Raw genomic sequence first — 25,775 nt, forward strand, 5'->3', positions numbered from 1 at the left:
GAGTGGGATCTGGTGGCTCAGTTCTTGGCGTTGGACCAGGCTCGCTGGATCGCCAGGTCCTCGTGTACCTCGGCGAGCTGGGTGGCGACGGCGGAGGGGGCCGTGCCGCCGCGGCCGTCCCGGGCGGCCAGCGCACCGTGCACGTTCAGGACGCTTCGCACGTCGGGGGTCAGGTGCTCGGAGATCGCGGCGAACTGATCATCCGTCAGCTCATCCAGTTCGATGCCCTCGGTCTCGCAGACCTTGACGCACTCGCCCGCCACCTCGTGCGCGACTCGGAACGGAACACCCTGCTTGACCAGCCACTCCGCGACGTCGGTCGCCAACGAGAAGCCCGCCGGGGCGAGTTCCTCCATCCGCTCGCGGTTGACGGTGAGCGTCTCCATCATGCCGGTGAACGCCGGAAGCAGGATCTCCAGTTGGTCGCAGGAGTCGAAGACCGGCTCCTTGTCCTCCTGAAGGTCCCGGTTGTACGCGAGCGGCAGCGCCTTCAAGGTGGCCAGCAGACCGGTCAGATTGCCGATCAGGCGGCCGGACTTGCCACGGGCCAGCTCCGCGATGTCCGGGTTCTTCTTCTGCGGCATGATCGACGAGCCGGTGGAGAAGGCGTCGTGGAGGGTGACGAAGGAGAACTCCTTCGTGTTCCAGATGATCACCTCCTCCGCGATCCGCGACAGGTCGATGCCGATCATCGCGGTGATGAACGCGAACTCGGCGACGAAGTCCCGCGACGCGGTGCCGTCGATGGAGTTGGCGGCCGATCCGTGCTCGAAGCCCAGGTCGGCGGCGACCGCCTGCGGGTCGAGGCCGAGCGAGGAACCGGCCAGCGCCCCCGAGCCGTACGGGGAGACCGCCGTGCGCTCGTCCCACTGCCGCAGCCGCTCCGCGTCCCGGGACAGCGCCTGGACATGCGCCAGCACATGGTGTGCGAACAGCACCGGCTGGGCGTGCTGGAGGTGGGTACGGCCGGGCATGGCGACGTCGGGGTGCGCCTCGGCCAGTCCCACGAGGGCGTGCTGCAGGTCGGCGATCAGGCCGCCGATGATGCGCGCGTGGTCCCGCAGGTACATCCGGAACAACGTGGCGATCTGGTCGTTGCGGGACCGCCCCGCCCGCAGCTTGCCGCCGAGTTCCGGGCCGAGCCGCTCCAGCAGGCCGCGTTCCAGCGCCGTGTGCACGTCCTCGTCGGCGACGGTCCCGGTGAAGGAGCCGTCCGCCACATCGGCTTCCAGTTCGTCCAGGCCGACCAGCATCCGCTCCAGTTCGTCCGCGGTCAGCAGCCCGGCCTTGTGCAGCACCCGGGCGTGCGCCCGGGATCCCGCGATGTCGTACGGCGCCAGCCGCCAGTCGAAGTGGACGGAGGCGGAAAGCCTTGCGAGTGCGTCGGCCGGTCCGTCCGCGAACCGGCCGCCCCACAGACGTACGTCGTTCTTCTCACTCACGAGGCGAGGTCCGCGTCGTGCGAAGCGCGCAGATCACGCTGTGCGGCGATCTTCGAGGACATGCCGAACAGTTCGATGAAGCCCTTGGACATCGACTGGTCGAAGGTGTCGCCGGTGTCGTAGGTGGCGAGGTTGAAGTCGTACAGCGACGACTCGGACCGCCGGCCGGTGACGACCGCCCGGCCACCGTGCAGCGTCATCCGGATGTCACCGGAGACGGGCTCGTTGGCCTCGTTGATGAAGCCGTCCAGCGCCCGCTTGAGCGGGGAGAACCACAGGCCGTCGTAGACCAGTTCGCCCCACCGCTGCTCCACCTGCCGCTTGTAGCGGGCGAGTTCCCGCTCGACGGTGACGCTCTCCAGCTCCTGGTGCGCGGTGATCAGGGCGATGGCGCCGGGGGCCTCGTAGACCTCCCGGGACTTGATGCCGACCAGCCGGTCCTCGACCATGTCGATCCGCCCGACGCCCTGCGCACCGGCCCGCTCGTTGAGCTGCTGGATGGCCTGCAGGACGCTGACCGCCTTGCCGTCGATGGCCACCGGGACGCCGTGCTTGAAGGTGATGACGACCTCGTCGGGGTCGCGCGGGGTGGCCGGGTTCTCGGTGTAGTCGTAGATGTCCTCGATCGGCGCGTTCCAGATGTCCTCAAGGAACCCGGTCTCCACGGCCCGGCCGAACACGTTCTGGTCGATGGAGTACGGGGACTTCTTGGTGGTGGCGATCGGCAGGCCCGCCTTCTCGGCGAAGGCGATCGCCTTGTCCCGGGTCATGGCGTAGTCCCGCACCGGGGCGACGCACTTCAGATCGGGGGCGAGGGAGGCGATACCGGCCTCGAAACGCACCTGGTCGTTGCCCTTGCCGGTGCAGCCGTGGGCGACGGTGTCGGCGCCGTGCTTCTTGGCGGCGGACACCAGGTGCTTGACGATGGTCGGCCGGGACAGCGCCGAGACCAGCGGGTACCGGTCCATGTACAGGGCGTTGGCCTTGATCGCCGGGAGGCAGTACTCGTCGGCGAACTCGTCCTTGGCATCGGCGACCTCTGCCTCCACCGCGCCGCAGGCCAGCGCCCGCTTGCGGATGACGTCCAGGTCCTCGCCGCCCTGGCCGACGTCGACGGCGACGGCGATGACCTCGGCGCCGGTCTCCTCGGCGATCCAGCCGATGCAGACGGAGGTGTCCAGGCCGCCGGAATAGGCGAGTACGACGCGCTCGGTCACGGCTTTCTCCATTCACAGTGCAGGTGGGGCAGGGCATCCGAGGGGACATCCATGCGGTACGTGGCATAAGTATGCAGGGTGCCGCATGGAAAATCAACGCGGCGCGGCAGGAGCATGCGCCTCCGGCGCGAGGCCAGGACTTCGAGGGGGCTTCTCCAGGCGCCGGGAGGGCCGACGCGAAGCCCAAAAAGACCGCGCCGGCGGAGGCCGGCCGGGTCTGGCCGCAGCCCAGGCGGCCGGGCGCGGCCAGCGTTAGCGTGCAGACGTGGGCGGAGGCTGCCATGACTGAGCGACGGCACGATGTGCGGGTGCGGCGGGTCTATGACGAGCCGCGGGTCGAGGACGGGACTCGGGTGCTGGTGGACCGGGTCTGGCCCCGCGGCCTGGCCAAGGAGCGCGCTGGACTGGACGAGTGGGCGAAGGACGCGGCGCCGTCCACCGAACTGCGCAAGTGGTACGGGCATGAGCCCGAGCGGTACGCGGAGTTCCGCAGGCGCTACCAGGACGAGCTGGCCGACCCCGAACACCGGGCGGCGGTCAGGCGCCTGCGGGACCTCGCAGCGAAGGGACCGCTCACCCTGCTGACCGCGACCAAGAGTGTCGAGCGCTCACAGGCTCCCGTACTGGCTGAACTGATCAAGCGCGGTGCGGGAGGCGCAGCGTGAAGACCGTCCGGCCGGGACGGCTGTCGATCTCCGCGCTACCACCGTGCGCGGCGGTCACCCCGGCGACGATGGCCAGGCCCAGGCCCGCGCCGCCGCCGGAGGCGTGACGGCGGGAGTCGGCCCTGGTGAACCGCTCGAAGACGGTGGCCTGTGCGGCCTCGGGCACGCCGGGTCCGTCATCGGTGACGGTCAGCACCGCGTGCGAGCCGGTGTCCCGCAGCCCCACCTCGACCGTCGTCCCCTCCGGGGTGTGCACCCGCGCGTTGGCCAACAGATTGGCCAACGCCTGGTGCAGTCGGTGCCGGTCACCGCAGACGGCGACCGGCTCCTCCGGCAGGTCCAGCGTCCACCGGTGACCGCGCCCCGCCACCCGTGCGTCGTCGGTCGCGTCCAGCACCAGCCGTGTCAGGTCTACCGGGTCCCGCTCCAGCGGCCGTCCCGCGTCCAGCCTGGCCAGCAGCAGGAGGTCGTCGACCATCTCCCCCATCCGCCCGGACTCCGCCGCCACCCGCCGCACCGCGTGGGTGATCTCCGGCGGCACCGGGCCGGGATGCCGCAACGCCAGCTCGGCGTGGCCGCGGATGGAGGCGACGGGGGTGCGCAGCTCATGGCTGGCGTCGGCGGCGAACCGCCGCAGCCGCTCCTCGCTGGCGTGCCGCTGCGACAGCGCGTCCTCGACATGGCTGAGCATGAGGTTGAACGCCGAGCCGACCCGCCCGACCTCGGTCCGCGGATCCGCGTCCGGCACCCGCGCGGGCAGCGTCACCTCACCGCTGGCCAACGGCAGCCGGGTCACCGACGCCGCGGTCGCCGCCACCCGGCTCAGCGGGCGCAGGCTCCAGCGCACCCAGAGCGCCCCGGCCACCCCCGCCACCAGCAGCACCGCGCCGAACACCGTGGCCGACACCAGCTCAAGCCGGTGCACCGCCGCCTCGACGTCCTCCAGAGGCAGCCCGGTGACCAGTACGTCCCCGTCGTGTCCCCGCACCGCCGCCACCCGGTAGCGGTGCAGCGTCGACAGCTGCACGTCCTGGGCGTGCCCGTCCGTGGGCAGGGCGGCCAGCGCCTTCTCGTCGGCGGCGTCCAGCGACACCGCGGTGTCGGCGCCCGAGGACCGCACCACGGCCACGTCGGTCACCCGCCCGTGCAGCAGCCGCGCCCCGAAGGTGCCGGGCGCCTGCCGACGGGTGTCCGCCCGTACTCCCCCGGCGCCGCCGTCCGCGGGGTCGCCGCGCCCGCCGTGCTCCAGGCTGGCCGGGAACCGGCCGCCCGCCTCGCTGAGCTGCTGGTCCAACTGGTTGCTCAGGAAGCCGCCCAGCGACAGCACCGCCGCCACCCCGACCGCCGCGCAGCCGACCGCGAGCAGCACGACGAGCCCGCAGGTCAGCCGGGCCCGCAGGGTGCGAGGGCGGAGCCGGGAGGCGATTCGGCGCAGCGGCGGTCGGGTCACCGGTCCGCCGGTTTCAGCACGTAGCCCGCGCCTCGGACCGTGTGGATCATCGGGGTGCGGCCCGCGTCGATCTTCTTGCGCAGGTAGCTCACATACAGCTCCACCACGTGCGCCTTGCCTCCGAAGTCGTAGGACCAGACCCGGTCGAGGATCTGCGCCTTGCTGAGCACCCGGCGCGGGTTGCGCATCAGGTAGCGCAGCAGCTCGAACTCGGTCCTGGACAGTTCCACCAGATCACCGGACCTGGTCACCTCCCGGGCGTCCTCGTCCATCACCAGGTCGCCCACGATGAGAAGTGAACCATCCTCGTCGCGAAGACGCGTCATGCCCGCCCTGCGCAGCAGCCCGCGCAGCCGGGCGACCACCTCCTCCAGGCTGAACGGCTTGGTGACGTAGTCGTCGCCGCCCGCGGTGATCCCGGCGATACGGTCCTCCACCGCGTCCCGCGCCGTGAGGAACAGCACACACACCTGCGGCTGCTCGGCGCGCAGCCTGCGCAGCACCTCGAAGCCGTCGACGTCCGGAAGCATGACGTCGAGCACGACGGCGTCCGGCCGCAGCTCGCGGGCGGCAGCCAGCGCCGAGGCGCCGTCGGAGGCGGTGCGGACCTGCCAGCCCTCGTAGCGCAGGACGCCGGAGAGCACATCGGCCAGATCCGGCTCGTCGTCCACGACCAGGACGCGGACGGGGGTGCCGTCCTCACGGGTGAGCGAGGGCGGGCGGCGGGAAGTGATGCTGGGGTTCGTCATGATGGCTACAGGATCGCGCGGCCACCTCTGAGTTTGCTCTGAAGGTACTCTGCGGCCGCCTGCTCAGAGGGTAATCAGAACTGCCCGGGGCACAGTGGACCGTCCGGATATCGGAAGGAGCCGCTGGTGACCACCACGTATGACGGCCGGGCGGTGCGCAGGCACGCCGCTCCACCGCTACGCGCCCGGCGCGACCCCGCCCCGGTGGTCCTGGCCCTGGTCTACGCGGGCGCGGCGGCGGTGCTCGCCCTGTGGTGGACCGGCACCGCCACGGTGGTCGGCGCCGACGGCTGGCTGGTCGGCGCGGGCCGCATCGCCGGGCTGCTGACCGGCTACGCGTGTGCGGTGCTGGTGGCGCTGATGGCCAGGGTGCCCGCGCTGGAGCGGCGGGTCGGCAGCGACCGGGTGGCGCGCTGGCACGCGTCGGCCGGGCGGTGGACGGTGAGTCTGCTGGTGGTGCACGCGGTCTGCGTGCTGCTCGGGTACGCGATGCAGGACCACAGCCCCGTGGTGCGCGAGACGCTGAACGTGGTGCTGCACTACCCGGACATGCTCAAGGGCACGCTGGGCGCCGCGGTCCTGGTGGCCGTCGCGGTGGTCTCGGCGCGTGCGGTGCGTCGCCGGGTCTCCTACGAAACCTGGTACTACCTGCACCTGTTGACGTATGCGGCGGTCTTCCTCGCCTTCTTCCACCAACTCTCGCTGGGCGCGCAGTTCACCGGAAACGGCATGGCGCGGGCCGCCTGGTACCTGCTGTACGGCGGGGCCGCGGGCCTGGTGCTGTGGTACCGGGTGCTGGCCCCGGTCCGGCTCAACGCCCGCCACCGACTGCGGGTCGAGTCGGTGGTACGGGAGGCGCCGGACGTCCACTCGGTACTGATCCGCGGCGAGCATCTGTCCGAACTGGGCGCCGAGGCCGGGCAGTTCCTGCGCTGGCGCTTCCTGTCCGGGTCACTGCGCTGGACCTCGACGCCGTACTCGCTTTCCGCCGCGCCCCGCGACGACTTCCTGCGGATCACCGTCAAGTCGGCGGGCGGCCACAGCGCGGCGGTGGCGGGGCTGCGCCCGGGCACCCGGGTGTGGGCCGAGGGACCGTACGGGGCGCTCACCGCGGGCCGCCGTTCGCGCCGCAAGGTGCTGCTGATCGCCGGAGGCGTGGGCATCACCCCGCTGCGCGCGCTGTTCGAGACGCTGCCCGCCCGGCCCGGCGAGCTGACCCTGCTCTACCGTGCCAGTACCCCCGAAGGCCTGGCGCTGTGGGGCGAGTTGGAGCGGATCGCCGACGCCCGCGGGGCGAGGGTGTACAGCGCGGTGAACGCTCCGGACGGCCGCCGCGCCGACCTCAGCGCCGACGCGCTGCGCGCCGTGCTGCCGGACATCGCCGAGCACGACGCCTTTCTCTGCGGCCCACCGGGCTTGATGGAGCAGGCCCACGCGGCGCTGCGGGCGGCCGGGGTGCCCGGCCGCCGTATCCACCACGAGTCATTCGAACTGTGAACCGGAGCCCCGAAGTTGACCAGGAACCCACTGCGCCGGGTGGTGCTCGGCGCCGCCGCGACGGTCTCCGGGATCGTGCTGCTGCTCGCCCTCAAACCGCACTCCGCCCCACCCCCGGCGCTGGCACACGCCACCGTCCCGGCCGGCCCCCGGCCGTCGTCGAGCGGCGCGCCGGGAGCAAGCGGCCCGAAGCACACGGGAACGGTCACCGGCGACACCGAGCAGACCGACTACGGCCCGGTACAGGTCCAGGTGACCCTCGCCAACGGCCGGATCACCGGCGTCACCGCCCTGCGGACACCCTCGGACAACCCGCGTGACCAGGAGATCGCCTCGTATGCGATACCCCAGTTGACCCGGGAGGCGATCGCCGCGCAGAGCGCGCACATCGACGCGGTGTCCGGGGCCAGTTACACCAGCGCGGGCTACATCCAGTCCCTGCAGAGCGCGTTGGACCGGGCCGGTGGCTGAGCGGCGGCGGTTGCGGCACGTCGAGGAGGCCATGGGCACGGTCTTCTCGTTCGACGTCGCGTACGGAGCCGGGCTCAGGGTGCCCTCCGCCGTCGAGGCCGCGGTGGCCTCGCTGCACACCGTGGACGCCGTCTTCTCCACGTACCGGCCGGACAGCCAGCTCTCCCGGCTCGCCCGCGGCGAACTCGGCCTCGCGGACTGCGATCCGCGGGTGGCCGAGGTGCTGGGGCTGTGCGAGCGGGCACGGGAGCGGACCGACGGCTGGTTCAGCACCGGCTACGCGGGCGGTCTGGACCCGACGGGCCTGGTCAAGGGCTGGGCGGTGGAGCGCGCGGCGCGCATGATCGCGGAGGCGGGCGCGTACGGGGTGTGTGTCAACGGCGGCGGGGACATCCAGCTGCTCGGCGAGCCGGAACCCGGTCGGCCCTGGCGGGTGGGCGTCACCGATCCGCTGCGGCCGGGCGCACTGGCCACCGTGGTGGAGAGCGCCGGGGAGCTGGCGGTGGCCACCTCGGGCACGGCGGAGCGCGGCGCCCATGTCCTCAACCCGCACACCGGGCGGCCACCGGAGGGCGAAGCGGTCTCGGTGACCGTGGTGGCCCGTTCGCTGACCGACGCCGACGCCTGGGCCACCGCGGCCTTCGCGATGGGCTCCCGGGCGCGGCGGTGGCTCGAAGACCTGCCGCACGCCGAGGCGTTCGCCGTCACCGCCGACGGCCGCGGCTGGCGAACTCCCGGGTTTCCAGCGCCGGTCAGGACCTCTAACGGTCTCGTTGGGCGAGCCGCAGCAGATGGTCGGCCAGCGCCTGGCCGCCCGTCGGGTCGCGGCTGATCAGCAGCACGGTGTCGTCGCCCGCGATGGTGCCCAGGATGTCGTGCACCTCCGCCTGGTCGATCGCCGAGGCCAGGAACTGGGCGGCGCCCGGTGGTGTACGCAGCACCACGAGGTTGGCCGACGCCTCCGCGGAGATCAGGAGTTCACCCGCCAGCCGGGCCATCCGCTCCTCCTTCACTGACTCGCCCAGCGGTGCCATCGGGGTACGGAACCCGCCCTCCGACGGCACCGCGTAGATCAGCTCACCACCGGTGTTGCGGATCTTGACCGCGCCCAGTTCGTCCAGGTCGCGCGAGAGCGTCGCCTGGGTGACGTTCAGACCGTCGTCGGCCAGCATCTTGGCGAGTTGGCTCTGCGACCGCACCGGCTCCCGGTTCAGGATGTCCACGATCCTGCGGTGTCGCGCGGTACGGGTCTGCGGTACGGCCTGGCCGCCGCCCTGCTGCCCCTCGGTCATGGTCGTCATTCTCCGGATCGTCGTGCCCCGTAAGCCACCTCAAGGACACCGGGCAGCGCCCGGAGGAACGCGTCCGCCTCGTCCTCCCCGATGATCAGCGGAGGGGCGAGTCGTACCGTGTCGGGTACTGCGGCGTTCACCAGGAATCCGGCGTCCTGAGCCGCCTGCTGCAACTCGGCGGCGAGGGGCTCTGTGAGCACGATACCGATCAGCAGTCCCGCACCGCGTACCCGGTCGACCAGCGGATGTCCCAGCGCCTCGATGCCGTCCCGCAGCCGCTCCCCGGTGCGCTTGACCCGCTCCAGCAGCCCGTCGCCCTCGATGGTGTCGAGTACCGCGAGGGCCGCCGCGCACACCACCGGGTTGCCGCCGAACGTCGTGCCGTGCTGGCCGGGCGTCAGCAGTACGGCGGCGTCCCCGAAGGCGACGGTGGCGCCGATCGGCAGCCCACCGCCGAGACCCTTGGCGAGCGTGACCACATCGGGCTCGACGCCCTGTGCCTGGTGGGCGAACCAGTGGCCGGTACGGCCGATGCCGGTCTGCACCTCGTCCAGCACCAGCAGGGTCCCGGTGGCCCGGGTGATCTCCCGGGCCGCGGCCAGATAGCCTTCGGGCGGTACGACGGCGCCGTTCTCGCCCTGGATCGGTTCCAGGACAACCGCCGCGGTCCGTTCGGTGACCGCCGCGCGCAGCGCCTCGGCGTCCCCGTACGGCACATGGGTGACGTCACCGGGCAGTGGCCGGAACGGGTCCTGCTTGGCGGGCTGTCCGGTGAGGGCGAGCGCCCCCATGGTGCGGCCGTGGAAGCCGCCCCGGGCCGCGACCATGTGGGTGCGGCCGGTACGCCGTGCGATCTTGAACGCTCCCTCGACCGCCTCCGCACCGGAGTTGCAGAAGAAGACCCGGCCCTGTCGGCCGAACAGTCGCAGCAGCCGTTCGGCGAGGGCCACCGGCGGTTCGGCGACGAACAGGTTGGAGACATGGCCGAGTTGGGTCATCTGCCGGGCGACGGCGTCGGCGATCGCCGGGTGCGCGTGGCCCAGCGCGTTGACCGCGATGCCGCCGACGAAGTCCAGGTACTCCTTGCCGTCGGCGTCCCACACCCGGGCGCCCGCGCCGCGCGCCAACGGCAGCCGCGGAGTGCCGTAGTTGTCCATCATCGCGCCCCGCCAGCGCCGGGTCAGCTCGGCGTTCGTCATTTCCGTCCCCCTTGCGGGCCGTCCGGCACGACCATGGTGCCGATGCCCTCGTCGGTGAAGATCTCCAGCAGGATGGAGTGCTGTACCCGTCCGTCGATCACCCGGGCGGTGTTGACGCCGTTGCGCACCGCGTACAGGCATCCCTCCATCTTGGGCACCATGCCGCTGGCCAGCTCGGGCAGCAGCTTCTCCAGTTGGCTGGCGGTGAGTTGGCTGATCACGTCGTCGCTGTTGGGCCAGTCCGCGTACAGCCCCTCCACGTCGGTGAGCACCATCAGCGTCTCGGCGCCCAGGGCGGCGGCGAGCGCGGCGGCGGCGGTGTCGGCGTTGATGTTGTAGACCTGCCCGTCGTCGGCGCCGCGGGCGATCGAGGAGACGACCGGGATCCGGCCGTCGTCCAGCAGGGCCTGGATGGCGCCGGTGTCGATCGCGGTGACCTCGCCGACCCTGCCCAGGTCGACGCGCTCTCCGTCGATCTCGGTGTACCGCTTGACGGCGCTCATGGTGTGCGCGTCCTCGCCGGTGAGGCCGACGGCCAGCGGGCCGTGCTGGTTGAGCAGGCCGACCAGCTCGCGCTGCACCTGACCGGCGAGCACCATCCGCACCACGTCCATGGTCTCAGGGGTGGTGACCCGCAGTCCGGCCTTGAACTCCGAGGTCAGGCCCAGCTTTTCGAGCTGGGAGCTGATCTGCGGGCCACCGCCGTGCACGACGACGGGCTTGAGGCCCGCGTGCCGCAGGAAGACCACGTCCTGCGCGAAGGCGGCCTTCAACTCCTCGTCCACCATGGCGTTTCCGCCGAACTTGATGACAACCGTCTTGCCGTGGTGGCGGGTCAGCCAGGGCAGCGCCTCGATGAGGGTCTGCGCCTTGGGCAGGGCGGTGTGCTTGCGGGTGCTCATGAGCTGTACGCGCTGTTCTCGTGGACGTAGTCGGCGGTGAGGTCGTTGGCCCAGATGACGGCGGAGTCGCCGCCCGCGGCCAGGTCGGCGATGATGTGCACCTCGCGGTAGCGCATGTCGACCAGTTCCCGGTCCTCGCCCACCGAGCCGTTCTTGCACACCCACACGCCGTTGATGGCGACGTTGAGGGCGTCCGGGTCGAACTCGGCGGAGGTGGTGCCGATCGCCGAGAGCACCCGGCCCCAGTTGGGGTCCTCGCCGTGGATGGCGCACTTGAGCAGGTTGTTGCGGGCGATGGACCGGCCGACCTCGACCGCGTCGTCCTCGCTCGCCGCGTTGGTCACCTCGATGCGGATGTCCTTGGAGGCGCCTTCCGCGTCGCCGATGAGCTGCCGGGCGAGGTCCGCGCAGACCCGCTCGACGGCGGCGGCGAACTCCCCGTACGGCGGGGTGGTTTCGGAGGCGCCGGAGGCGAGCAGCAGCACGGTGTCGTTGGTGGACATGCAGCCGTCGGAGTCGACCCGGTCGAAGGTGGTACGGGTCGCGGCGCGCAGCGCCTTGTCCAGGGTGGGCGCGTCCACGTCGGCGTCGGTGGTGAGGACGACGAGCATGGTGGCCAGGCCCGGTGCGAGCATGCCCGCGCCCTTGGCCATTCCACCGACCGTCCAGCCGTCGCCTTCCACGACCGACGTCTTGTGCACGGTGTCGGTGGTCTTGATGGCGATGGCGGCCTTCTCCCCGCCGTGCGCGGAGAGTTCACCGGCCGCCTTCTCGACTCCCGGCAGCAGCTTGTCCATCGGCAGCCGCACGCCGATCAGTCCGGTGGAGGCGACGGCCACCTCACCCGCGCTCAGCCCGAGCACCTCGGCGGCCTTCTCCGCGGTGGCGTGGGTGTCCTGGAAGCCCAGCGGCCCGGTACAGGCGTTGGCGCCACCGGAGTTGAGGACGACGGCGGAGACCGTGCCGCCCTTGAGTACCTGCTGGGACCAGAGCACCGGCGCGGCCTTGACCCGGTTGGCGGTGAAGACACCGGCCGCGGCCAGGCGCGGGCCGTTGTTGACGACGAGGGCGAGGTCGGGGTTCCCGTTCTCCTTGATCCCGGCGGCGATGCCCGCCGCGGTGAAGCCCTTGGCTGCGGTGACACTCACTGCGCTTCTCCGTTCGCTTCTCCGCCCGCGAGGCGAAGGTTGAGGCAAGTCGTTGTCGGCGGCCCGGCGGCCCGGCGGCTCACGGGGCGATTCCGATCGTGGAAAGCCCAAGCTCCTCCGGGAGGCCCAGGGCGACGTTCATGCTCTGCACCGCGCCGCCCGCGGTGCCCTTGGTGAGGTTGTCGATGGCGCTGATGACGATGATCCGGTCCGCCGCCTCGTCGTAGGCGACCTGCAGCAGCGCGGAGTTGGAGCCGTGGACGGCCGCGGTGGACGGCCACTGCCCGTCGGGCAGCAGACGGACGAACGGCTCGTCCCGCAGCGCCTTCTCGTACGCGGAACGCAGCGACTGCGCGGTCACGCCCGGGGTGGCCTTGGCGCTACAGGTGGCCAGGATCCCGCGCGGCATCGGGGCGAGGGTCGGGGTGAACGAGACGGTGACCGGGCGGCCCGCCGCGGCGGAGAGGTTCTGCGCCATCTCCGGGGTGTGCCGGTGCCCGCCGCCGACGCCGTACGGGCTCATCGAGCCCATCACCTCGCTGCCCAGCAGGTGCGGCTTGGGCGCCTTGCCCGCGCCGGACGTACCGGAGGCGGCCACCACCACGGCCTCCGGCTCGGCCAGCCCGGCCGCGTACGCGGGGAACAGCGCGAGCGACACGGCGGTCGGGTAGCAGCCCGGCACCGCGATCCGCCTGGCCCCCCGCAACGCGGCCCGCCCACCGGGCAGTTCGGGCAGTCCGTACGGCCAGGTACCGGCGTGCGCGGAGCCGTAGAACCTCTGCCAGTCGGCGGCGCGCTTGAGCCGGAAGTCCGCCCCGCAGTCCACGATCAGCGTCCCGTCGCCGAGCCGCTCCGCCACGGCGGCGGACTGCCCGTGGGGCAGCGCGAGGAAGACCACGTCATGCCCGGCGAGCGCCTCGGGCGTCGTGGCTTCGAGCATCCGCTCGGCGAGCGGCACCAGATGCGGCTGCACGGCACCGAGCGGCTGTCCGGCGCTGGAGTTCCCGGTGACGGCCCCGATCTGAACCTGGGAGTGCCCCATGAGCAGCCGCAACACCTCACCCCCCGCGTACCCGCTGGCCCCCGCCACCGCTACCCGCAACGCCATCGAAACCCTCCTCGCCGATGGCATGACTATACGGCGCAGCGAAGTTTTATGCAATGACGCCGTTTGCGCACTCGGCCGGCACATGTGACTGAGCGCTTCGGTCGGCCCATGAGCGGTTGAGTTGGCCAGGTGAGCGCGGGAGACGCCCGCAGGTGTGACTGGTCGCGATGGATGTCACCTGGTCGCCTGGTGACCGCAGTTGGCACCGCGACGAGTTGGCTAGCGCGCCACGCGGTAACGGAGGTAGACGACTTTCGAGCCGAAGGTGCGGGTCTCCACGAGTTCGAGATCCACTCGGCGCTCGCGCTGGGGAAAGAACGGAATGCCACCGCCTACCAGCACCGGGTAGACCCTGGCCCGGTACTCGTCGATCAGACCCAGCGCGGCCGCCTCGGCGGCGAGAGTCGCGCCGCCGATAGCGATGTCGCCCTCCCCCGGTTCGGCTCGCAGCCGTTCGATCTCCGCCGCCAGGCCACCGGACGCCAGGCGGGTATTGCCCTGCACCGCCGACAGCGTGGTGGAGAAAACCACCTTCGGGAGCGCCTTCCAGATCGCGGCGAATTCGAACATCCCAGCGTCGAGCGATGGATCCTGGTCGGCGGTCTCCCAGTACAGCATCGTCTCGTACAGCCGTCGTCCCAACAGGTGGACGCCGGTCTCGCGTACCTCGTCGGTGGCGAAGCGGAAGACCTCCTCGTCGGGCGCCGACCAGTTGAAACCGCCGTCCGGCCCGACGATGTAGCCGTCCAGTGAGACGCCCATCGAATACGTCAGGCTGCGCATCAAAGGCCTCCTCGGCGACGGGTTCGCCAGTACGACCGCCGGACGCCGCGGTGACATCTATCGCGACAGTCACAGCAGGGTAGCGGTCGCCACTCCCACCTGCGGGGTCTTCGTGGGAAGTGGTACGGGAGGCCGCTCGGGCAGGCTGCGCTGGGCGCGGTCTCGGCCGCAGGGGGCAGGCCCCGCGTCGGCTTCGCCCCCCGGAATCCGGCTCTCCCGAGCTGTCCCGCCGATCATGGTTGATAGCCTCCCGGGATGACTGCGACGTTCGACGAAGCCGTTCGCGCCCGGCTGCAAGCCCCCAACATCTGGTACGTCGGCACCGTGTTCGCCGACGGAGCACCACAGGTCAGCCCGATGTGGGTGGATCTGGAGGGAGAGGGGGAGCTGATGTTCAACACCTCGGTGGGTCGGGTGAAGGAGGAGAACCTGCGCCGCGACCCCCGCGTCTATCTCTCGCACGCGGACGCCACGGACCCCTTCGACCGAGTGCAGATCAGTGGTGTGGTGGCCCGCTTCATCGAGGGCGAGGAGGCGCACGAGCGGATGGACCAGTTGGCCCGCAAGTACCTGGGCAGCGAGCGCTTCGAGTGGCTCATGCCGGGAGAGCAGCGGGTCGCGGTGATCGTGCGCCCGGTCAAGGTGCGGCACATCGTCGGGGTGGAGCGGTTCCGGCCCGGCGGCCCCGTCCCCGCTCCCTGACAGGCACCCCCGTCGTGGCAACCGTCACCACCGGCTAGGCCGCCCTGTCGCAGGGCGGCAGGACGGTCGGCAGGTGCCACGCTGCCGACCTGCGCCGTGCCGGAGGGGCAGTCCTCACCGGCCCTGGTCGGCAGGGGCGTTGCCCAGGCGAACGCTGAGCTGGGCACCCAGTTCCTGGAAACCCAGAGCTACAGCCACCCGTTGTGATGGATAGGGCCGTGCTCTCCACTGGGGCAGCAATCCGACATCAAGGGCATGGGCCACTGCTGCGGACGCCACGGTCCGGGCCAGGTGCCGTCCCCGGTAGTGCGGAGCAACCAGCACGCTCAGGTGGGCCACTGACCGCGGCCATGACTGGTACCCGGCCGCGGCCACCACCTCGTCGCCCCGGCGCAGCGTGAACGTGGGAGAGGAGATGTCCGCCAGACCGCTCTCGCCTGCCTCCTTCTCCCCGGCCACGGCCAGCAGTTCGGCCAGGCCGCCAGTACCGTGACCAACCGGCAACTGCTTGACCCCGGTAACTTCGTGCGCAGGAAGAAAGCCGTCCCGGCCGACATAGAAGAGCGAAGCCGGCCCGAGGACATCGAGTACAGGCAGCACCGCACGCAGACGAGCGACATCGAAGAGCTCTTCGAGGGACAACTCCCGCGCGGCGTCGCCCATCATCCCGGCGGTCCGCGCGCTCGGCGCGGTGACGATGGCAGCGTCATCGATCCGCACGACCCCGGTCCACGACGGCGGACACAACCGAGACCCGGGCGCGACCACCACATTCCCATCTCCCGACGGGCGGAAATCGACTGGTGTGCCCGCCAGCTCCGCCCACAGTTCCCGGGCGCGAGCGAGCAAGAGATCGTCAGCCATGGCCGCATCCTGTCGGCTCCGTCAGCCGGAGCGCGACCGGATTCCGCGAGAGCCTCGGTCAGGTGCCGACGTAGGCCGCGAGGTGCTCGCCGGTGAGGGTGGAGCGGGCGGCGACGAGGTCAGCCGGTGTGCCCTCGAAGACGATCCGGCCGCCGTCGTGGCCGGCGCCGGGGCCGAGGTCGATGATCCAGTCGGCGTGCGCCATGACCGCCTGGTGGTGCTCCACGACGATGACCGACTTGCCGGAGTCGACGAGCCGGTCGAGCAGGCCGAGCAGGTGCTCGACGTCGGCGAGGTGGAGGCCTGCGGTCGGCTCGTCGAGGACGTAGACGCCGCCCTTGTCCGCCATGTGGGTGGCCAGTTTCAGCCGCTGCCGCTCGCCGCCGGACAGCGTGGTGAGCGGCTGGCCGAGGGTGAGGTAGCCGAGCCCGACGTCGGCGAGCCGGCCGAGTATGCGGTGCGCGGCCGGCGTGTGCGCCTCGCCGGCGCCGAAGAACTCCTCGGCCTCGGCCACGGACATCGCCAGCACCTCGCTGATGTCGCGGCCGCCGAGGCGGTACTCCAGCACCGACGCCTCGAACCGCTTCCCCTCGCACTCCTCGCAGGTGGTGGTGACTCCAGCCATCATCGCCAGGTCGGTGTAGATGACACCGGCGCCGTTGCAGTTGGGGCAGGCGCCCTCGGAGTTGGCGCTGAACAGCGCGGGCTTCAGGCCGTTGGCCTTCGCGAACGCCTTGCGGATCGGCTCCAGCAGCCCGGTGTACGTCGCCGGGTTGCTCCGTCGCGAGCCGCGGATGGCGCCCTGGTCGATCGAAACCACACCCGCACCATCGGCCCCCGGCTGTTGGGGCAGCGACCCGTGCACGAGCGAGCTCTTGCCGGAGCCGGCGACGCCGGTGACCACGGTGAGCACGCCGAGCGGGATGTCGACGTCGACGTCGCGCAGGTTGTGCGTCGTCGCGCCGCGGATCTCCAGCGTGCCGGTGGGCTTGCGCACCGTCTCCTTCACGGCGGCCCGGTCGTCGAGATGGCGGCCGGTGATGGTGCCGCCGGCCCGCAGCCCCTCGACGGTGCCCTCGAAGCAGACGGTGCCGCCCGCCGTACCGGCGCCGGGACCGAGGTCGACGACGTGGTCGGCGATCGCGATCACCTCCGGCTTGTGCTCCACGACGAGCACCGTGTTGCCCTTGTCCCGCAGCCGTAGCAGAAGGTCGTTCATCCGCTGGATGTCATGGGGGTGCAGGCCCGTGGTGGGCTCGTCGAAGACATAGGTGGTGTCGGTGAGCGAGGAGCCGAGGTGGCGGATCATCTTGACGCGCTGGGCCTCGCCACCCGACAGCGTGCCCGAGGGACGATCGAGCGAGAGGTAGCCCAGGCCGATCTCCACGAACGAGTCGAGGGTGTGCCGCAGCGCGGTGAGCAGCGGCGCCACCGACGGCTCGTCGAGGCCGCGGACCCATTCGGCCAGGTCGCTGATCTGCATCGCGCAGGCGTCGGCGATGCTGGTCTTCTTGATCTTCGACGACCGGGCCGCCTCGCTGAGCCGGGTTCCGTCGCAGTCGGGGCAGGCGGTGAAGGTGATCGCCCGGTCCACGAACTCCCGGATGTGCGGCTGCAGCGAGTCGACGTCCTTGGAGAGCATCGACTTCTGGATCCGCGGGATCAGCCCCTCGTAGGTCATGTTGATGCCCGCGATCTTCATCCTGGTCGGCTCGCGGTGGAGGAAGTCGTGCAGTTCCTTCTTGGTGTACTTGCGGATCGGCTTGTCCGCGGCGAAGAAGCCCGACTCGCTGTAGAGCCGGTAGTTCCAGCCGCCCGCCTTGTAGCCGGGGACGGTGATCGCGCCCTCGGCGAGCGACTTCGAGTCGTCGTAGAGCTGGGTGAGGTCGACGTCGGAGACCGACCCCCGGCCCTCACAGCGCGCACACATGCCGCCGGTGCGGGAGAAGGTCTGCTTCACCGTCTTCTTGGCACCGCGCTCAACGGTGATCGCGCCGCTCGCCCGGACCGAGGGGACGTTGAAGGCGTACGCGCTGGGCGGGCCGATGTGCGGCTCCCCGAGCCGGCTGAAGAGGATGCGCAGCATCGCGTTGGCGTCGGTGGCGGTGCCGACCGTGGAGCGGGGGTCGGCCCCCATCCGCTGCTGGTCGACGATGATCGCGGTCGTCAGCCCTTCGAGCACGTCGACCTCGGGCCGCGCCAGCGTCGGCATGAACCCCTGCACGAAGGCGCTGTAGGTCTCGTTGATCAGCCGCTGCGACTCCGCGGCGATCGTGTCGAACACCAGCGAGCTCTTGCCCGAGCCGGAGACGCCGGTGAACACCGTCAGCCTGCGCTTCGGGATCTCGATGCTGACGTCCTTGAGGTTGTTCTCGCGCGCGCCGTGCACGCGGATCAGATCGTGGCTGTCGGCAACGTGCTGCGCAGGCGACTGCGTGTCCGTCCTCTTGGCCTTGCTCATCGTGTCTCCATAGGTGGGCGAGGCCGCCTTCGGGGCCTCTGTCTGCGTCGCCCGGCTCGATCTGACCAGCTTCGAGCAGTACGTCTGGTTCTCGGCGCGGTCGCGGCAACGGTAGCTGGCCACCTGACCGGTGGTGCCGGCCGGGGCGCCGGACCGACCATCCCCGTCGGGCGTCAGCTCGCGGTCGTGCGGGCGGCGCAGATCGCGTCCGGCCCGCGTCGAGGAAGTGGCCGTGCGCGACCGCGCCAGCGGTGGCAGCCATCACCGGGCCCGGCGCGCGACCGTCTGGAACATGACGTGGCCAGGCGGCGCTTCGCGCCGCTCGCGGCGTGCGCCGACTCGTCCCCCAGGTACGCCTCGATGCCCGCTCGGGGCGTTTGCCCCCAGGTCCACCCGGATCCTGCGGCGGGCGGCCCTTACCGCTTGCGGGGCTGGTTGAAGCGGAGCATGTTGCCGGCCGGGTCGCGGAAGGCGCAGTCGCGGACGCCGTAGGGCTGGTCGATCGGCTCCTGCAGCACCTCACCACCGGCGGCCCGGATGCGTTCGAAGGTGGCGTCGCAGTCGTCGGTGGAGAAGATCACGCCGCGCAGCATGCCCTTGGCCAGCAGTTCCGCCATCGCCTGCTTGTCGGCCGGCGAGGCGTTGGGGTTGGCCAGCGGCGGTTCGAGGACGATCTCCACGTCCGGCTGCGCGGGTGAGCCGACGGTCACCCAGCGCATCCCCTCGAAGGCGACGTCGTTGCGCACCTCCATGCCGAGGATGTCGCGGTAGAAGGCGAGCGCCTTGTCGTGGTCGTCGACTGCGATGAAGCACTGTGCGAGCTTGATGGTCATGCCTCCGACGCTACGAGGCGGCGGCGGATTCCGCTTCTTCGATCCTGACCGGTTGGCCGGTCCTGACCGGTCGCGTGAGGATCTTGGCGACGCACGCCGGGATCGCGGCGCCCGCCTCGTGGCGGCGGGCCCGGTAGGCGCTGGGGCTCTCGCCGACCAGTTCGGTGAAGCGCGAGCTGAACGACCCCAGCGAGGTGCACCCGACCGCGAAGCAGACCTCCGTCACGCTCATGTCGCCCCGCCGCAGCAGCGCCTTCGCCCGCTCGACGCGGCGGGTCATCAGATAGCTGTAGGGCGTCTCCCCGAAGGCGGCGCGGAAGCTGCGGGAGAAGTGCCCGGGCGACATGAGAGCGACGTTCGCCAGCGCCGGAACGTCCAGTGGCCGCGCGTAGTCGCGGTCCATCACGTCCCGGGCGCGGCGCAGCCGTACCAGGTCCTCCAGGTTCATGCGCACCAGCATCGCACGTCGGCGGCCGGTCCTCGGCACGACGGGAACCCGATGGCGCGAAGCCGGGTCGCGGCGCCGCGTAGCCGGTCAAGGCACCGTGTGACCGCCGCCACGACTTCCGGCGCGGCCTGCTGCCTTGGTGGCCTCGGACTGCTTCAGGGCTCGCGCTGTCCGCTCAGGTGACCTCCTGGCTGAAACCCGGCCGCCCCGGCTGGCGAGGCCAGCCGGGGCGGAACAGGGGCTTGCGCGGGGCGGCCGGCCGCCCCGGCGGATCAACTCAGGCCGGCGAGGGCCTGGTTGAAGGTGGCCGACGGACGCATGACCGCGGCGGCCTTGGTGGCGTCGGGCTGGTAGTAGCCGCCGATGTCGGCGGGCGAGCCCTGCACCGCGATCAGCTCGTCGACGATGGCCTGCTCCTGCTCGGAGAGCGTCGCCGCGAGCGGGGCGAACGCCTTGGCCAGCTCGGCGTCGTCGGTCTGCTTGGCCAGCTCCTGGGCCCAGTACATGGCCAGGTAGAAGTGGCTGCCCCGGTTGTCGATGCCACCGAGGCGACGGCTCGGCGACTTGTTCTCGTTCAGGAAGGTGCCGGTGGCCCGGTCGAGGGTGTCCGCGAGCACCTGGGCCCGGGCGTTGCCGGTGGTCTTCGCGTACTGCTCAAGGGAGGGGACGAGGGCGAAGAACTCGCCCAGCGAGTCCCAGCGCAGGTAGTTCTCCTTGACCAGCTGCTGGACGTGCTTCGGCGCGGAGCCGCCCGCGCCCGTCTCGAACAGGCCGCCGCCCGCCATCAGCGGGACGACCGAGAGCATCTTGGCGCTGGTGCCCAGCTCCAGGATCGGGAACAGGTCGGTCAGGTAGTCGCGGAGCACGTTGCCGGTGACCGAGATGGTGTTCTCGCCGCGGCGGATGCGCTCCAGGGAGAACTTCGTCGCCTCGACCGGCGACATGATCTCGATCCGCAGGCCCTCGGTGTCGTGCTGCGGCAGGTAGTTCCTGACCTTCTCGATCAGCACCGCGTCGTGCGCCCGGCTCTCGTCCAGCCAGAACACGGCCGGGTCGCCGGTGGCGCGGGCACGGGTGACGGCGAGCTTGACCCAGTCCTGGATCGGCAGGTCCTTGGTCTGGCACATGCGGAAGATGTCGCCGGCGCCGACCACCTGCTGGAGCACCACGTTGCCGTTGCCGTCGACCACCCGCACCGTGCCGGTGGTGGGGATCTCGAAGGTCTTGTCGTGGCTGCCGTACTCCTCGGCCTTCTGCGCCATCAGGCCGACGTTGGGCACCGAGCCCATCGTCGCGGGGTCGAAGGCGCCGTTCGCCCGGCAGTCTTCGATGACGGCCTGGTAGACACCGGAGTAGCTGCTGTCCGGGAGGACCGCGAGGGTGTCCGCCTCCTGACCGTCCGGGCCCCACATGTGACCGGAGGTGCGGATCATGGCGGGCATGGAGGCGTCGACGATGACGTCGCTCGGTACGTGCAGGTTGGTGATGCCGCGGTCGGAGTCGACCATCGCCAGGGCCGGGCCCTCGGTCAGCTCGGCGTCGAAGGACGCCTTGATCTCGGCGCCCTCGGGCAGCGACTCCAGGCCCTTGAAGATGCCGCCGAGGCCGTCGTTCGGGCTCAGCCCCGCGGCGGCGAGCGTCTCACCGTACTTGGCGAACGTCTTCGGGAAGAAGGCCCGCACGACGTGGCCGAAGATGATCGGGTCGGAGACCTTCATCATGGTGGCCTTCAGGTGCACGGAGAACAGCACGCCCTCGGCCTTGGCCCGGGCCACCTGCTCGCTGAGGAACTCGCGCAGCGCGGCGACGCGCATGACGGACGCGTCCACGACCTCACCGGCGAGCACCGGCACCGACTCGCGCAGCACGGTGGTGCTGCCGTCGTCCCCGGCAAGCTCGATGCGCAGCGAGCCGTCCTCGGCGATCACCGCGGACTTCTCGGTGGAGCGGAAGTCGTCGACGCCCATGGTGGCGACGTTCGTCTTCGACTCCGACGTCCAGGCACCCATGCGGTGCGGGTGGGCCTTGGCGTAGTTCTTCACCGACGCGGGGGCGCGGCGGTCGGAGTTGCCCTCGCGCAGCACGGGGTTGACGGCGCTGCCCTTGACCTTGTCGTAGCGGGCGCGGATGTCGCGCTCCTCGTCGGTCTTCGGGTCGTCCGGGTAGTCCGGCAGCGCGTAGCCCTTCTCCTGGAGCTCGGCGATGGCCGCCTTCAGCTGCGGGATCGAAGCCGAGATGTTCGGCAGCTTGATGATGTTGGCCTCGGGCGTCTTGGCCAGCTCGCCCAGCTCGGCGAGGGCGTCCGGGATCCGCTGGCCCTCCTCGAGACGCTCGGGGAAGCTGGCGATGATGCGCCCCGCCAGAGAGATGTCACGGGTCTCCACAGCGACCCCGGCGGTCGAGGCGTACGCCTGGATCACAGGCAAGAACGAATACGTCGCCAGGGCCGGGGCCTCGTCGGTGTGGGTGTAGATGATGGTCGAATCAGTCACCGGGTGCTCCGCTCCACGTCTGCGCACATTGCTTGACATCAAGATATCCCGTGATCGACTCGACCTCGAAAGGGCCCTACGCTTTCCCGTCGCCGAGCGGAGCCGAGGCTGCCGCAACCCCGACCGAACCCCGGACACGCGTCCCGGATGGCGAGACATCACCCCTAACTTGGCTGCTGCCGGGCCAAGTTGCGCCATCCTTGGGGAACGATGGGCAGCCGAGTACCGCGGCTCCCGCGCGGACCAGGACGACGGAAGGCATTCAGCGTGACATCCCGGATACAGCGCCGCACCATGCTCGGACTCCTCGCGGCAGGCGCTGCCGCACCGGCACTGGGCGCCTGCGCGAAGGGCGGACACGCGTCGGACCCCACCGTCAGCACGGCGTCCACGGCACAGGTCGGTAGCGGAGGGCCAGACATGCTCATGATCATCCGGCACGCGGAGAAGCCCACCGGCTCCGGAGCGCCGTACGGGGTGACCGATGCCGGCGAGAAGGACGACAAGTCGCTTACCATCCAGGGCTGGTCCCGCGCGGGCGCGCTGATCGGGTTGTTCGACCCGCGGGACGGCGACGGTCACCCGGCGCCGCCGCGCCCCGGCCTGGCCCGCCCGACCCGGATCTTCGCCGCCGACCCTTCCAGCGGTGGCAGCAAGCGCCCCAAGGAGACGGTCACCCCGCTCGCCGCCGCCCTGGGCACCTCGCTCGACCTGCGGTTCGCCAAGGGCCAGGAGGCCGCGCTGGCCGCCGCCCTGCGCAGCGCCTCCGGGCCGACGCTGGTGGCCTGGGAGCACCAGAGCGTCGCGGCGATCATCGCCCATCTGGGACCGGTCACCCCGAAGCCGCCGGCGTCCTGGCCGGGGTCCCGGTTCGACGTGGTCTACGTCTTCAACCGGCACGGCGACGGCTGGAACTTCAGCCAGGTGCCGCAGCTGCTGCTCGCGGGCGACTCCCCGCATCCGATCGCCTGAGCGGGTGCGTCCGGGCCGTACCCGAATAGACTTGGCACATCCGCGCTAGGGAATTCATCACCGGCGGGAGGTCAGCTATGCACGCGGACAAAGGCGACAAGATCCTGGTGCACGGCAGGACCGTGGGCCACCATGACCGGATGGCCGAGGTCATCGAGGTGCTGGGCGAGAAGGGCGACCCTCCCTACCGGGTGCGGTTCGAGGACGACGGGCACGAGTGCCTGATGTCGCCCGGGCCCGACTCGGTGGTACGGCACCTCAAGTCCCCGCCCACCGCGCACTGACCCTCAGCGAGGCGGCCTGGCCCGGGTCGGATAGTGGTCGGCGACCACCCGGGCCATCGCGCCGGACGGGTCGGCGATCACATCCCTCGCCGAGAAGTAGACGTTCCCCAGCACCTGCGGCCACGACCGGTCGAAGGCGAGGTGCAGGCTGAGCTCGCCCGGGTTCTGCCAGGCGGCGGGCTGGCCGGGTGCCTCCTGCCTGTAGAGCGCCTCCCCGATGTAGAGGTGGACCCCGGTGCCGTTCACGGCGTCGGACCACCAGGGGACGAGCTTGGCGTAGTCGGCGGCGGCCAGGCCGATGTTCCAGTACAGCTGCGGGCAGACGTAGTCCAGCCAGCCCCTGCGCACCCAGCCGCGCGAGTCGGCGTAGAGGTCGTCATAGCTCTGGATCCCGGCCGCGGTCCGTGAACCGCGCGGATCCGCCGAATCGTTCCGCCACACCCCGAACGGGCTGATGCCGAACCGCGCGCCCGGTCGCAGCCGCTTGATCCGGGCGGCCGTCTCCCGTACCAGCAGGTCCACGTTGTGCCGCCGCCAGGCGGCCCGGTCCGGGAAGCCGCTGCCGTACGCCTGGTACGCGTCCGCGTCGTCGAACTCCTCGCCCGCCACCGGGTACGGGTAGAAGTAGTCGTCGAAGTGCAGGCCGTCCACCGGGTAGCGGCGCACCGCGTCCAGCATCGCCTCCCGGACGAAGCCGCGTACCGCGGGCAGCCCCGGGTTGTAGTAGAGCTGCCCGCCGTACTCGACCACCCAGTCGGGGTGCCGCCGCGCCGGATGCCCCGGCGCCAGCATGCCGGGATCGGGCCGCACCGAGACCCGGTACGGGTTGCACCAGGCGTGCAGCTCAAGCCCCCGGCGGTGGGCTTCGCGCACCGCGTGGCCGAGCGGATCCCAACCGGGGTCCCGGCCCTGGGTACCGGTGAGGTACCGCGACCAGGGCTCGTAGCGGGACGGCCAGAAGGCGTCGGCGGCCGGTCGCACCTGGAGCAGTACCGCGTTGAGCCGCCGGTCGACGGCGCTGTCGAGCAGCGCCAGCAGCTCGGCCCGCTGCTCGGGTACGCCGAGGCCGGGCGCCGAGGGCCAGTCGAGGTTGGCGACGGTGGCCGCCCACATCCCGCGGAACTGCTCGGGCAGCCGCTCGCGGGCGGCGGCGGGCCCGCCGCCCAGCGCACCGGTCAGCGCGCCCACGGCCGCCGCGGTGAAGTTCCTTCGGCTGATCGGCTCCATCGCATCCCCTGACGGTTCGTCAGATACTGGTCTGTCGATGATGTGCCCGCGGCACGCTCCTGGGCAACCCGTCAGGGCCACGGCGCGTCGCCGCTACGATCGACGGCGTGTCCCATCCCGTACCCGATGTGCTCGCCTACCTGGAAGGCCGATGGCGGGTGACGCGTACGGTCCGTGACCTCGGCAGCGGGGAGACCGGCTCCTTCGACGGGAGTTGCGAGTTCCGCCGGCAGCGCCCGGGCGGAGTGCTGCTGCACACCGAGGAGGGCCGGTTCACCTGGGGCGGCGTGACCCGGCACGCCTACCGCGGCCACCGGTTCGAACCGGTCGGCGACGGTACGAGCGAGGTCCGGTTCACCGACGGCCGCCCGTTCCACCACCTCGACCTGCGCACCGGGCACTGGACGGCGCACCATCCCTGCGCCGCGGACGGCTACCTCGCTCAGTACACGGTGAGCGGTCAGGACCGCTGGCAGGTGGTGTGGCGGGTGACCGGACCGCACAAGGACCTGCTCATGATCACCGTCCACGACCGGCTCTGAAGGGCCCCGCGCACCCGGTGTAAGGTCGCGAAGTGGCGCGGGTCGACGGGGACCGGCCGCCCGCCGCCCGCGATCCGGGGGGCGACATGCGAACACGAGAGGCTGCACGGTGGGCGACATCCAGTTGGTCGGGGTAGTGGGCTGCGGTCAGATGGGCGCGGGTATCGCCGAGGTCTGCGCCAGGGCGGGGCTGGACGTACGAGTCGCCGAGACCAACGGTGAGGCGCTGGAGCTCGGCCGGACCCGGCTGGCGAACTCCCTCGGCCGGGCGGCCGAACGCGGCAAGATCACCGAGGCGGAGCGGGACGCCACACTGGACCGCCTCACCTTCACCACCGACCTCGGCGAGTTCGCCGACCGCGACCTGGTGATCGAGGCGGTGGTGGAGAACGAGCAGGTGAAGACCGAGATCTTCCAGGTGCTCGATCAGGTGGTGACCCGGCCGGACGCCATCCTCGCCTCCAACACCTCCTCCATCCCCCTGGTGAAGCTGGCCGTCGCCACCTCGCGCCCCGACCATGTGCTGGGCATCCACTTCTTCAACCCGGCGCCGGTGCAGAAGCTGGTCGAGCTGATCCCGGCGCTGACCACCGGTGAGCAGACGCTGCTGCGTACCGAGAAGCTGGTCACCGACGTGCTGGGCAAGCACGCCATCCGCGCCCAGGACCGGTCCGGGTTCGTGGTGAACGCGCTGCTGGTGCCGTATCTGCTCTCCGCGATCCGGATGTTCGAGTCCGGCATCGCCACCCGCGAGGACATCGACAACGGCATGGAGCTGGGCTGCGCCCACCCGATGGGACCGCTCAAGCTCTCCGACCTGATCGGCCTGGACACCATCGCGGCGATCGCGGACTCGATGTACGCCGAGTACAAGGAGCCGCTGTACGCCTCGCCGCCGCTGCTCCAGCGCATGGTCGACGCGGGCCGCCTCGGCCGCAAGAGCGGCCACGGCTTCTACGACTACGCGTAACCCGCGCTCTTCCGGGGCTTGGCGACAAGGCCCGAACGGCCGAGGGCCGGTCCGGCG

The 25,775-nt window shown here is 71.1% G+C and carries 25 protein-coding genes; 9 read left to right on the top strand and 16 right to left on the bottom strand.

Translation table 11 applies throughout. From position 1 onward, the window contains the following. Positions 1 to 17: 17 nt before the first annotated feature. Both argH and P3G67_RS06835 read right to left on the bottom strand, forming a co-directional pair. On the bottom strand, positions 18 to 1,442 hold the full coding sequence (argH, locus tag P3G67_RS06830; RefSeq protein ID WP_276092644.1) for an argininosuccinate lyase: 1,425 nt from the start codon (positions 1,440 to 1,442) through the stop codon (positions 18 to 20). Continuing rightward, entirely contained in the window at positions 1,439 to 2,659 is a 1,221-nt protein-coding gene (locus tag P3G67_RS06835) for an argininosuccinate synthase (RefSeq protein WP_269854969.1), read from the bottom strand. The genes argH and P3G67_RS06835 overlap by 4 nt, the downstream gene beginning before the upstream one ends. A gap of 281 nt (positions 2,660 to 2,940) precedes the next feature. Between P3G67_RS06835 and P3G67_RS06840 the strand changes: the two genes are divergently transcribed. Then, complete coding sequence (locus P3G67_RS06840) at positions 2,941 to 3,324, top strand: DUF488 domain-containing protein (protein WP_276092645.1); 384 nt, start codon at positions 2,941 to 2,943, stop codon at positions 3,322 to 3,324. On the opposite strand, the gene P3G67_RS06845 is transcribed toward P3G67_RS06840, so the two are convergent. After that, positions 3,296 to 4,774 (bottom strand): sensor histidine kinase, encoded by a 1,479-nt coding sequence (locus P3G67_RS06845; RefSeq protein WP_276092646.1) that lies wholly within the window; start codon positions 4,772 to 4,774, stop codon positions 3,296 to 3,298. The two genes, P3G67_RS06840 and P3G67_RS06845, sit on opposite strands and share 29 nt — an antisense overlap. After that, positions 4,771 to 5,523: a response regulator transcription factor gene (locus tag P3G67_RS06850; RefSeq protein ID WP_276092647.1), complete on the bottom strand. Its 753-nt coding sequence runs from the start codon at positions 5,521 to 5,523 to the stop codon at positions 4,771 to 4,773. The genes P3G67_RS06845 and P3G67_RS06850 overlap by 4 nt, the downstream gene beginning before the upstream one ends. A 126-nt stretch (positions 5,524 to 5,649) precedes the next feature. Here P3G67_RS06850 and P3G67_RS06855 point away from each other — a divergent pair, with 126 nt between their 5' ends. The 3 genes from P3G67_RS06855 to P3G67_RS06865 are packed head-to-tail and all read left to right on the top strand — an operon-like array spanning position 5,650 to position 8,323. After that, a complete protein-coding gene (locus P3G67_RS06855) occupies positions 5,650 to 7,020 on the top strand; it encodes a ferredoxin reductase family protein (RefSeq protein WP_276092648.1) in 1,371 nt (456 codons plus the stop codon). Positions 7,021 to 7,035: 15 nt separating this feature from the next. Further along, positions 7,036 to 7,491 carry an FMN-binding protein gene (locus P3G67_RS06860; RefSeq protein ID WP_276092649.1) on the top strand — a complete coding sequence of 152 codons (456 nt, stop codon included), beginning with the start codon at positions 7,036 to 7,038 and terminating at the stop codon, positions 7,489 to 7,491. A gap of 31 nt (positions 7,492 to 7,522) precedes the next feature. After that, positions 7,523 to 8,323: an FAD:protein FMN transferase gene (locus tag P3G67_RS06865; protein ID WP_276092815.1), complete on the top strand. Its 801-nt coding sequence runs from the start codon at positions 7,523 to 7,525 to the stop codon at positions 8,321 to 8,323. Here the strand turns inward: P3G67_RS06865 and P3G67_RS06870 are convergent. The 6 genes from P3G67_RS06870 to P3G67_RS06895 all read right to left on the bottom strand — a co-directional run bounded on the left by P3G67_RS06870 (position 8,253) and on the right by P3G67_RS06895 (position 13,923). Continuing rightward, positions 8,253 to 8,783 (bottom strand): arginine repressor, encoded by a 531-nt coding sequence (locus P3G67_RS06870; protein WP_269855158.1) that lies wholly within the window; start codon positions 8,781 to 8,783, stop codon positions 8,253 to 8,255. The genes P3G67_RS06865 and P3G67_RS06870 overlap by 71 nt on opposite strands. A gap of 5 nt (positions 8,784 to 8,788) precedes the next feature. Continuing rightward, on the bottom strand, positions 8,789 to 9,982 hold the full coding sequence (locus P3G67_RS06875; protein WP_276092650.1) for an acetylornithine transaminase: 1,194 nt from the start codon (positions 9,980 to 9,982) through the stop codon (positions 8,789 to 8,791). Beyond that, entirely contained in the window at positions 9,979 to 10,884 is a 906-nt protein-coding gene (gene argB, locus P3G67_RS06880; RefSeq protein ID WP_269854976.1) for an acetylglutamate kinase, read from the bottom strand. The genes P3G67_RS06875 and argB overlap by 4 nt, the downstream gene beginning before the upstream one ends. Further along, positions 10,881 to 12,032 (bottom strand): bifunctional glutamate N-acetyltransferase/amino-acid acetyltransferase ArgJ, encoded by a 1,152-nt coding sequence (gene argJ, locus P3G67_RS06885; RefSeq protein ID WP_269854977.1) that lies wholly within the window; start codon positions 12,030 to 12,032, stop codon positions 10,881 to 10,883. Before argJ ends, argB begins: the two co-directional genes overlap by 4 nt. 79 nt (positions 12,033 to 12,111) lie before the next feature. Beyond that, positions 12,112 to 13,140 carry an N-acetyl-gamma-glutamyl-phosphate reductase gene (argC, locus tag P3G67_RS06890; protein WP_276092651.1) on the bottom strand — a complete coding sequence of 343 codons (1,029 nt, stop codon included), beginning with the start codon at positions 13,138 to 13,140 and terminating at the stop codon, positions 12,112 to 12,114. A 219-nt stretch (positions 13,141 to 13,359) separates the two neighbouring features. After that, complete coding sequence (locus tag P3G67_RS06895; protein WP_276092652.1) at positions 13,360 to 13,923, bottom strand: dihydrofolate reductase family protein; 564 nt, start codon at positions 13,921 to 13,923, stop codon at positions 13,360 to 13,362. Positions 13,924 to 14,178: 255 nt separating this feature from the next. Between P3G67_RS06895 and P3G67_RS06900 the strand changes: the two genes are divergently transcribed. Next, entirely contained in the window at positions 14,179 to 14,625 is a 447-nt protein-coding gene (locus tag P3G67_RS06900; protein WP_269854980.1) for a TIGR03618 family F420-dependent PPOX class oxidoreductase, read from the top strand. Between the two features lie 114 nt (positions 14,626 to 14,739). Here P3G67_RS06900 and P3G67_RS06905 read toward each other — a convergent pair whose 3' ends face one another. From P3G67_RS06905 to P3G67_RS06925, 5 genes are all read right to left on the bottom strand, one after another. Then, positions 14,740 to 15,489, bottom strand: coding sequence for a GNAT family N-acetyltransferase (locus P3G67_RS06905; protein WP_276092653.1), 750 nt, complete (start codon positions 15,487 to 15,489; stop codon positions 14,740 to 14,742). 58 nt (positions 15,490 to 15,547) lie between these two features. After that, a complete protein-coding gene (locus P3G67_RS06910) occupies positions 15,548 to 17,950 on the bottom strand; it encodes an excinuclease ABC subunit UvrA (RefSeq protein WP_276092654.1) in 2,403 nt (800 codons plus the stop codon). Positions 17,951 to 18,366: 416 nt separating this feature from the next. Next, on the bottom strand, positions 18,367 to 18,783 hold the full coding sequence (locus tag P3G67_RS06915; protein WP_269854983.1) for a VOC family protein: 417 nt from the start codon (positions 18,781 to 18,783) through the stop codon (positions 18,367 to 18,369). A 10-nt stretch (positions 18,784 to 18,793) separates the two neighbouring features. Then, a complete protein-coding gene (locus P3G67_RS06920; RefSeq protein ID WP_269854984.1) occupies positions 18,794 to 19,231 on the bottom strand; it encodes a helix-turn-helix domain-containing protein in 438 nt (145 codons plus the stop codon). 272 nt (positions 19,232 to 19,503) lie between these two features. After that, positions 19,504 to 21,723 carry an NADP-dependent isocitrate dehydrogenase gene (locus tag P3G67_RS06925; RefSeq protein WP_276092655.1) on the bottom strand — a complete coding sequence of 740 codons (2,220 nt, stop codon included), beginning with the start codon at positions 21,721 to 21,723 and terminating at the stop codon, positions 19,504 to 19,506. Between the two features lie 267 nt (positions 21,724 to 21,990). Here P3G67_RS06925 and P3G67_RS06930 point away from each other — a divergent pair, with 267 nt between their 5' ends. Together P3G67_RS06930 and P3G67_RS06935 are read left to right on the top strand one after the other, a co-directional pair. After that, positions 21,991 to 22,695, top strand: coding sequence for a hypothetical protein (locus tag P3G67_RS06930; protein ID WP_276092656.1), 705 nt, complete (start codon positions 21,991 to 21,993; stop codon positions 22,693 to 22,695). A 77-nt stretch (positions 22,696 to 22,772) separates the two neighbouring features. Continuing rightward, positions 22,773 to 22,979: a DUF1918 domain-containing protein gene (locus P3G67_RS06935; protein ID WP_269854987.1), complete on the top strand. Its 207-nt coding sequence runs from the start codon at positions 22,773 to 22,775 to the stop codon at positions 22,977 to 22,979. A 3-nt stretch (positions 22,980 to 22,982) separates the two neighbouring features. On the opposite strand, the gene P3G67_RS06940 is transcribed toward P3G67_RS06935, so the two are convergent. Next, entirely contained in the window at positions 22,983 to 24,206 is a 1,224-nt protein-coding gene (locus P3G67_RS06940) for a glycoside hydrolase family 10 protein (protein WP_276092657.1), read from the bottom strand. A gap of 107 nt (positions 24,207 to 24,313) precedes the next feature. On the opposite strand from P3G67_RS06940, the gene P3G67_RS06945 reads away from it, so the two are divergent. Next, positions 24,314 to 24,748, top strand: a complete 435-nt coding sequence (locus tag P3G67_RS06945) for a DUF6314 family protein (protein WP_276092658.1) — start codon at positions 24,314 to 24,316, stop codon at positions 24,746 to 24,748. A gap of 109 nt (positions 24,749 to 24,857) precedes the next feature. Further along, positions 24,858 to 25,718 (top strand): 3-hydroxybutyryl-CoA dehydrogenase, encoded by an 861-nt coding sequence (locus tag P3G67_RS06950; RefSeq protein WP_269854990.1) that lies wholly within the window; start codon positions 24,858 to 24,860, stop codon positions 25,716 to 25,718. Positions 25,719 to 25,775: the final 57 nt, after the last annotated feature.

The organism is Streptomyces silvisoli (genome assembly GCF_029269905.1).
Taxonomy (GTDB): domain Bacteria; phylum Actinomycetota; class Actinomycetes; order Streptomycetales; family Streptomycetaceae; genus Streptantibioticus_A; species Streptantibioticus_A silvisoli_A.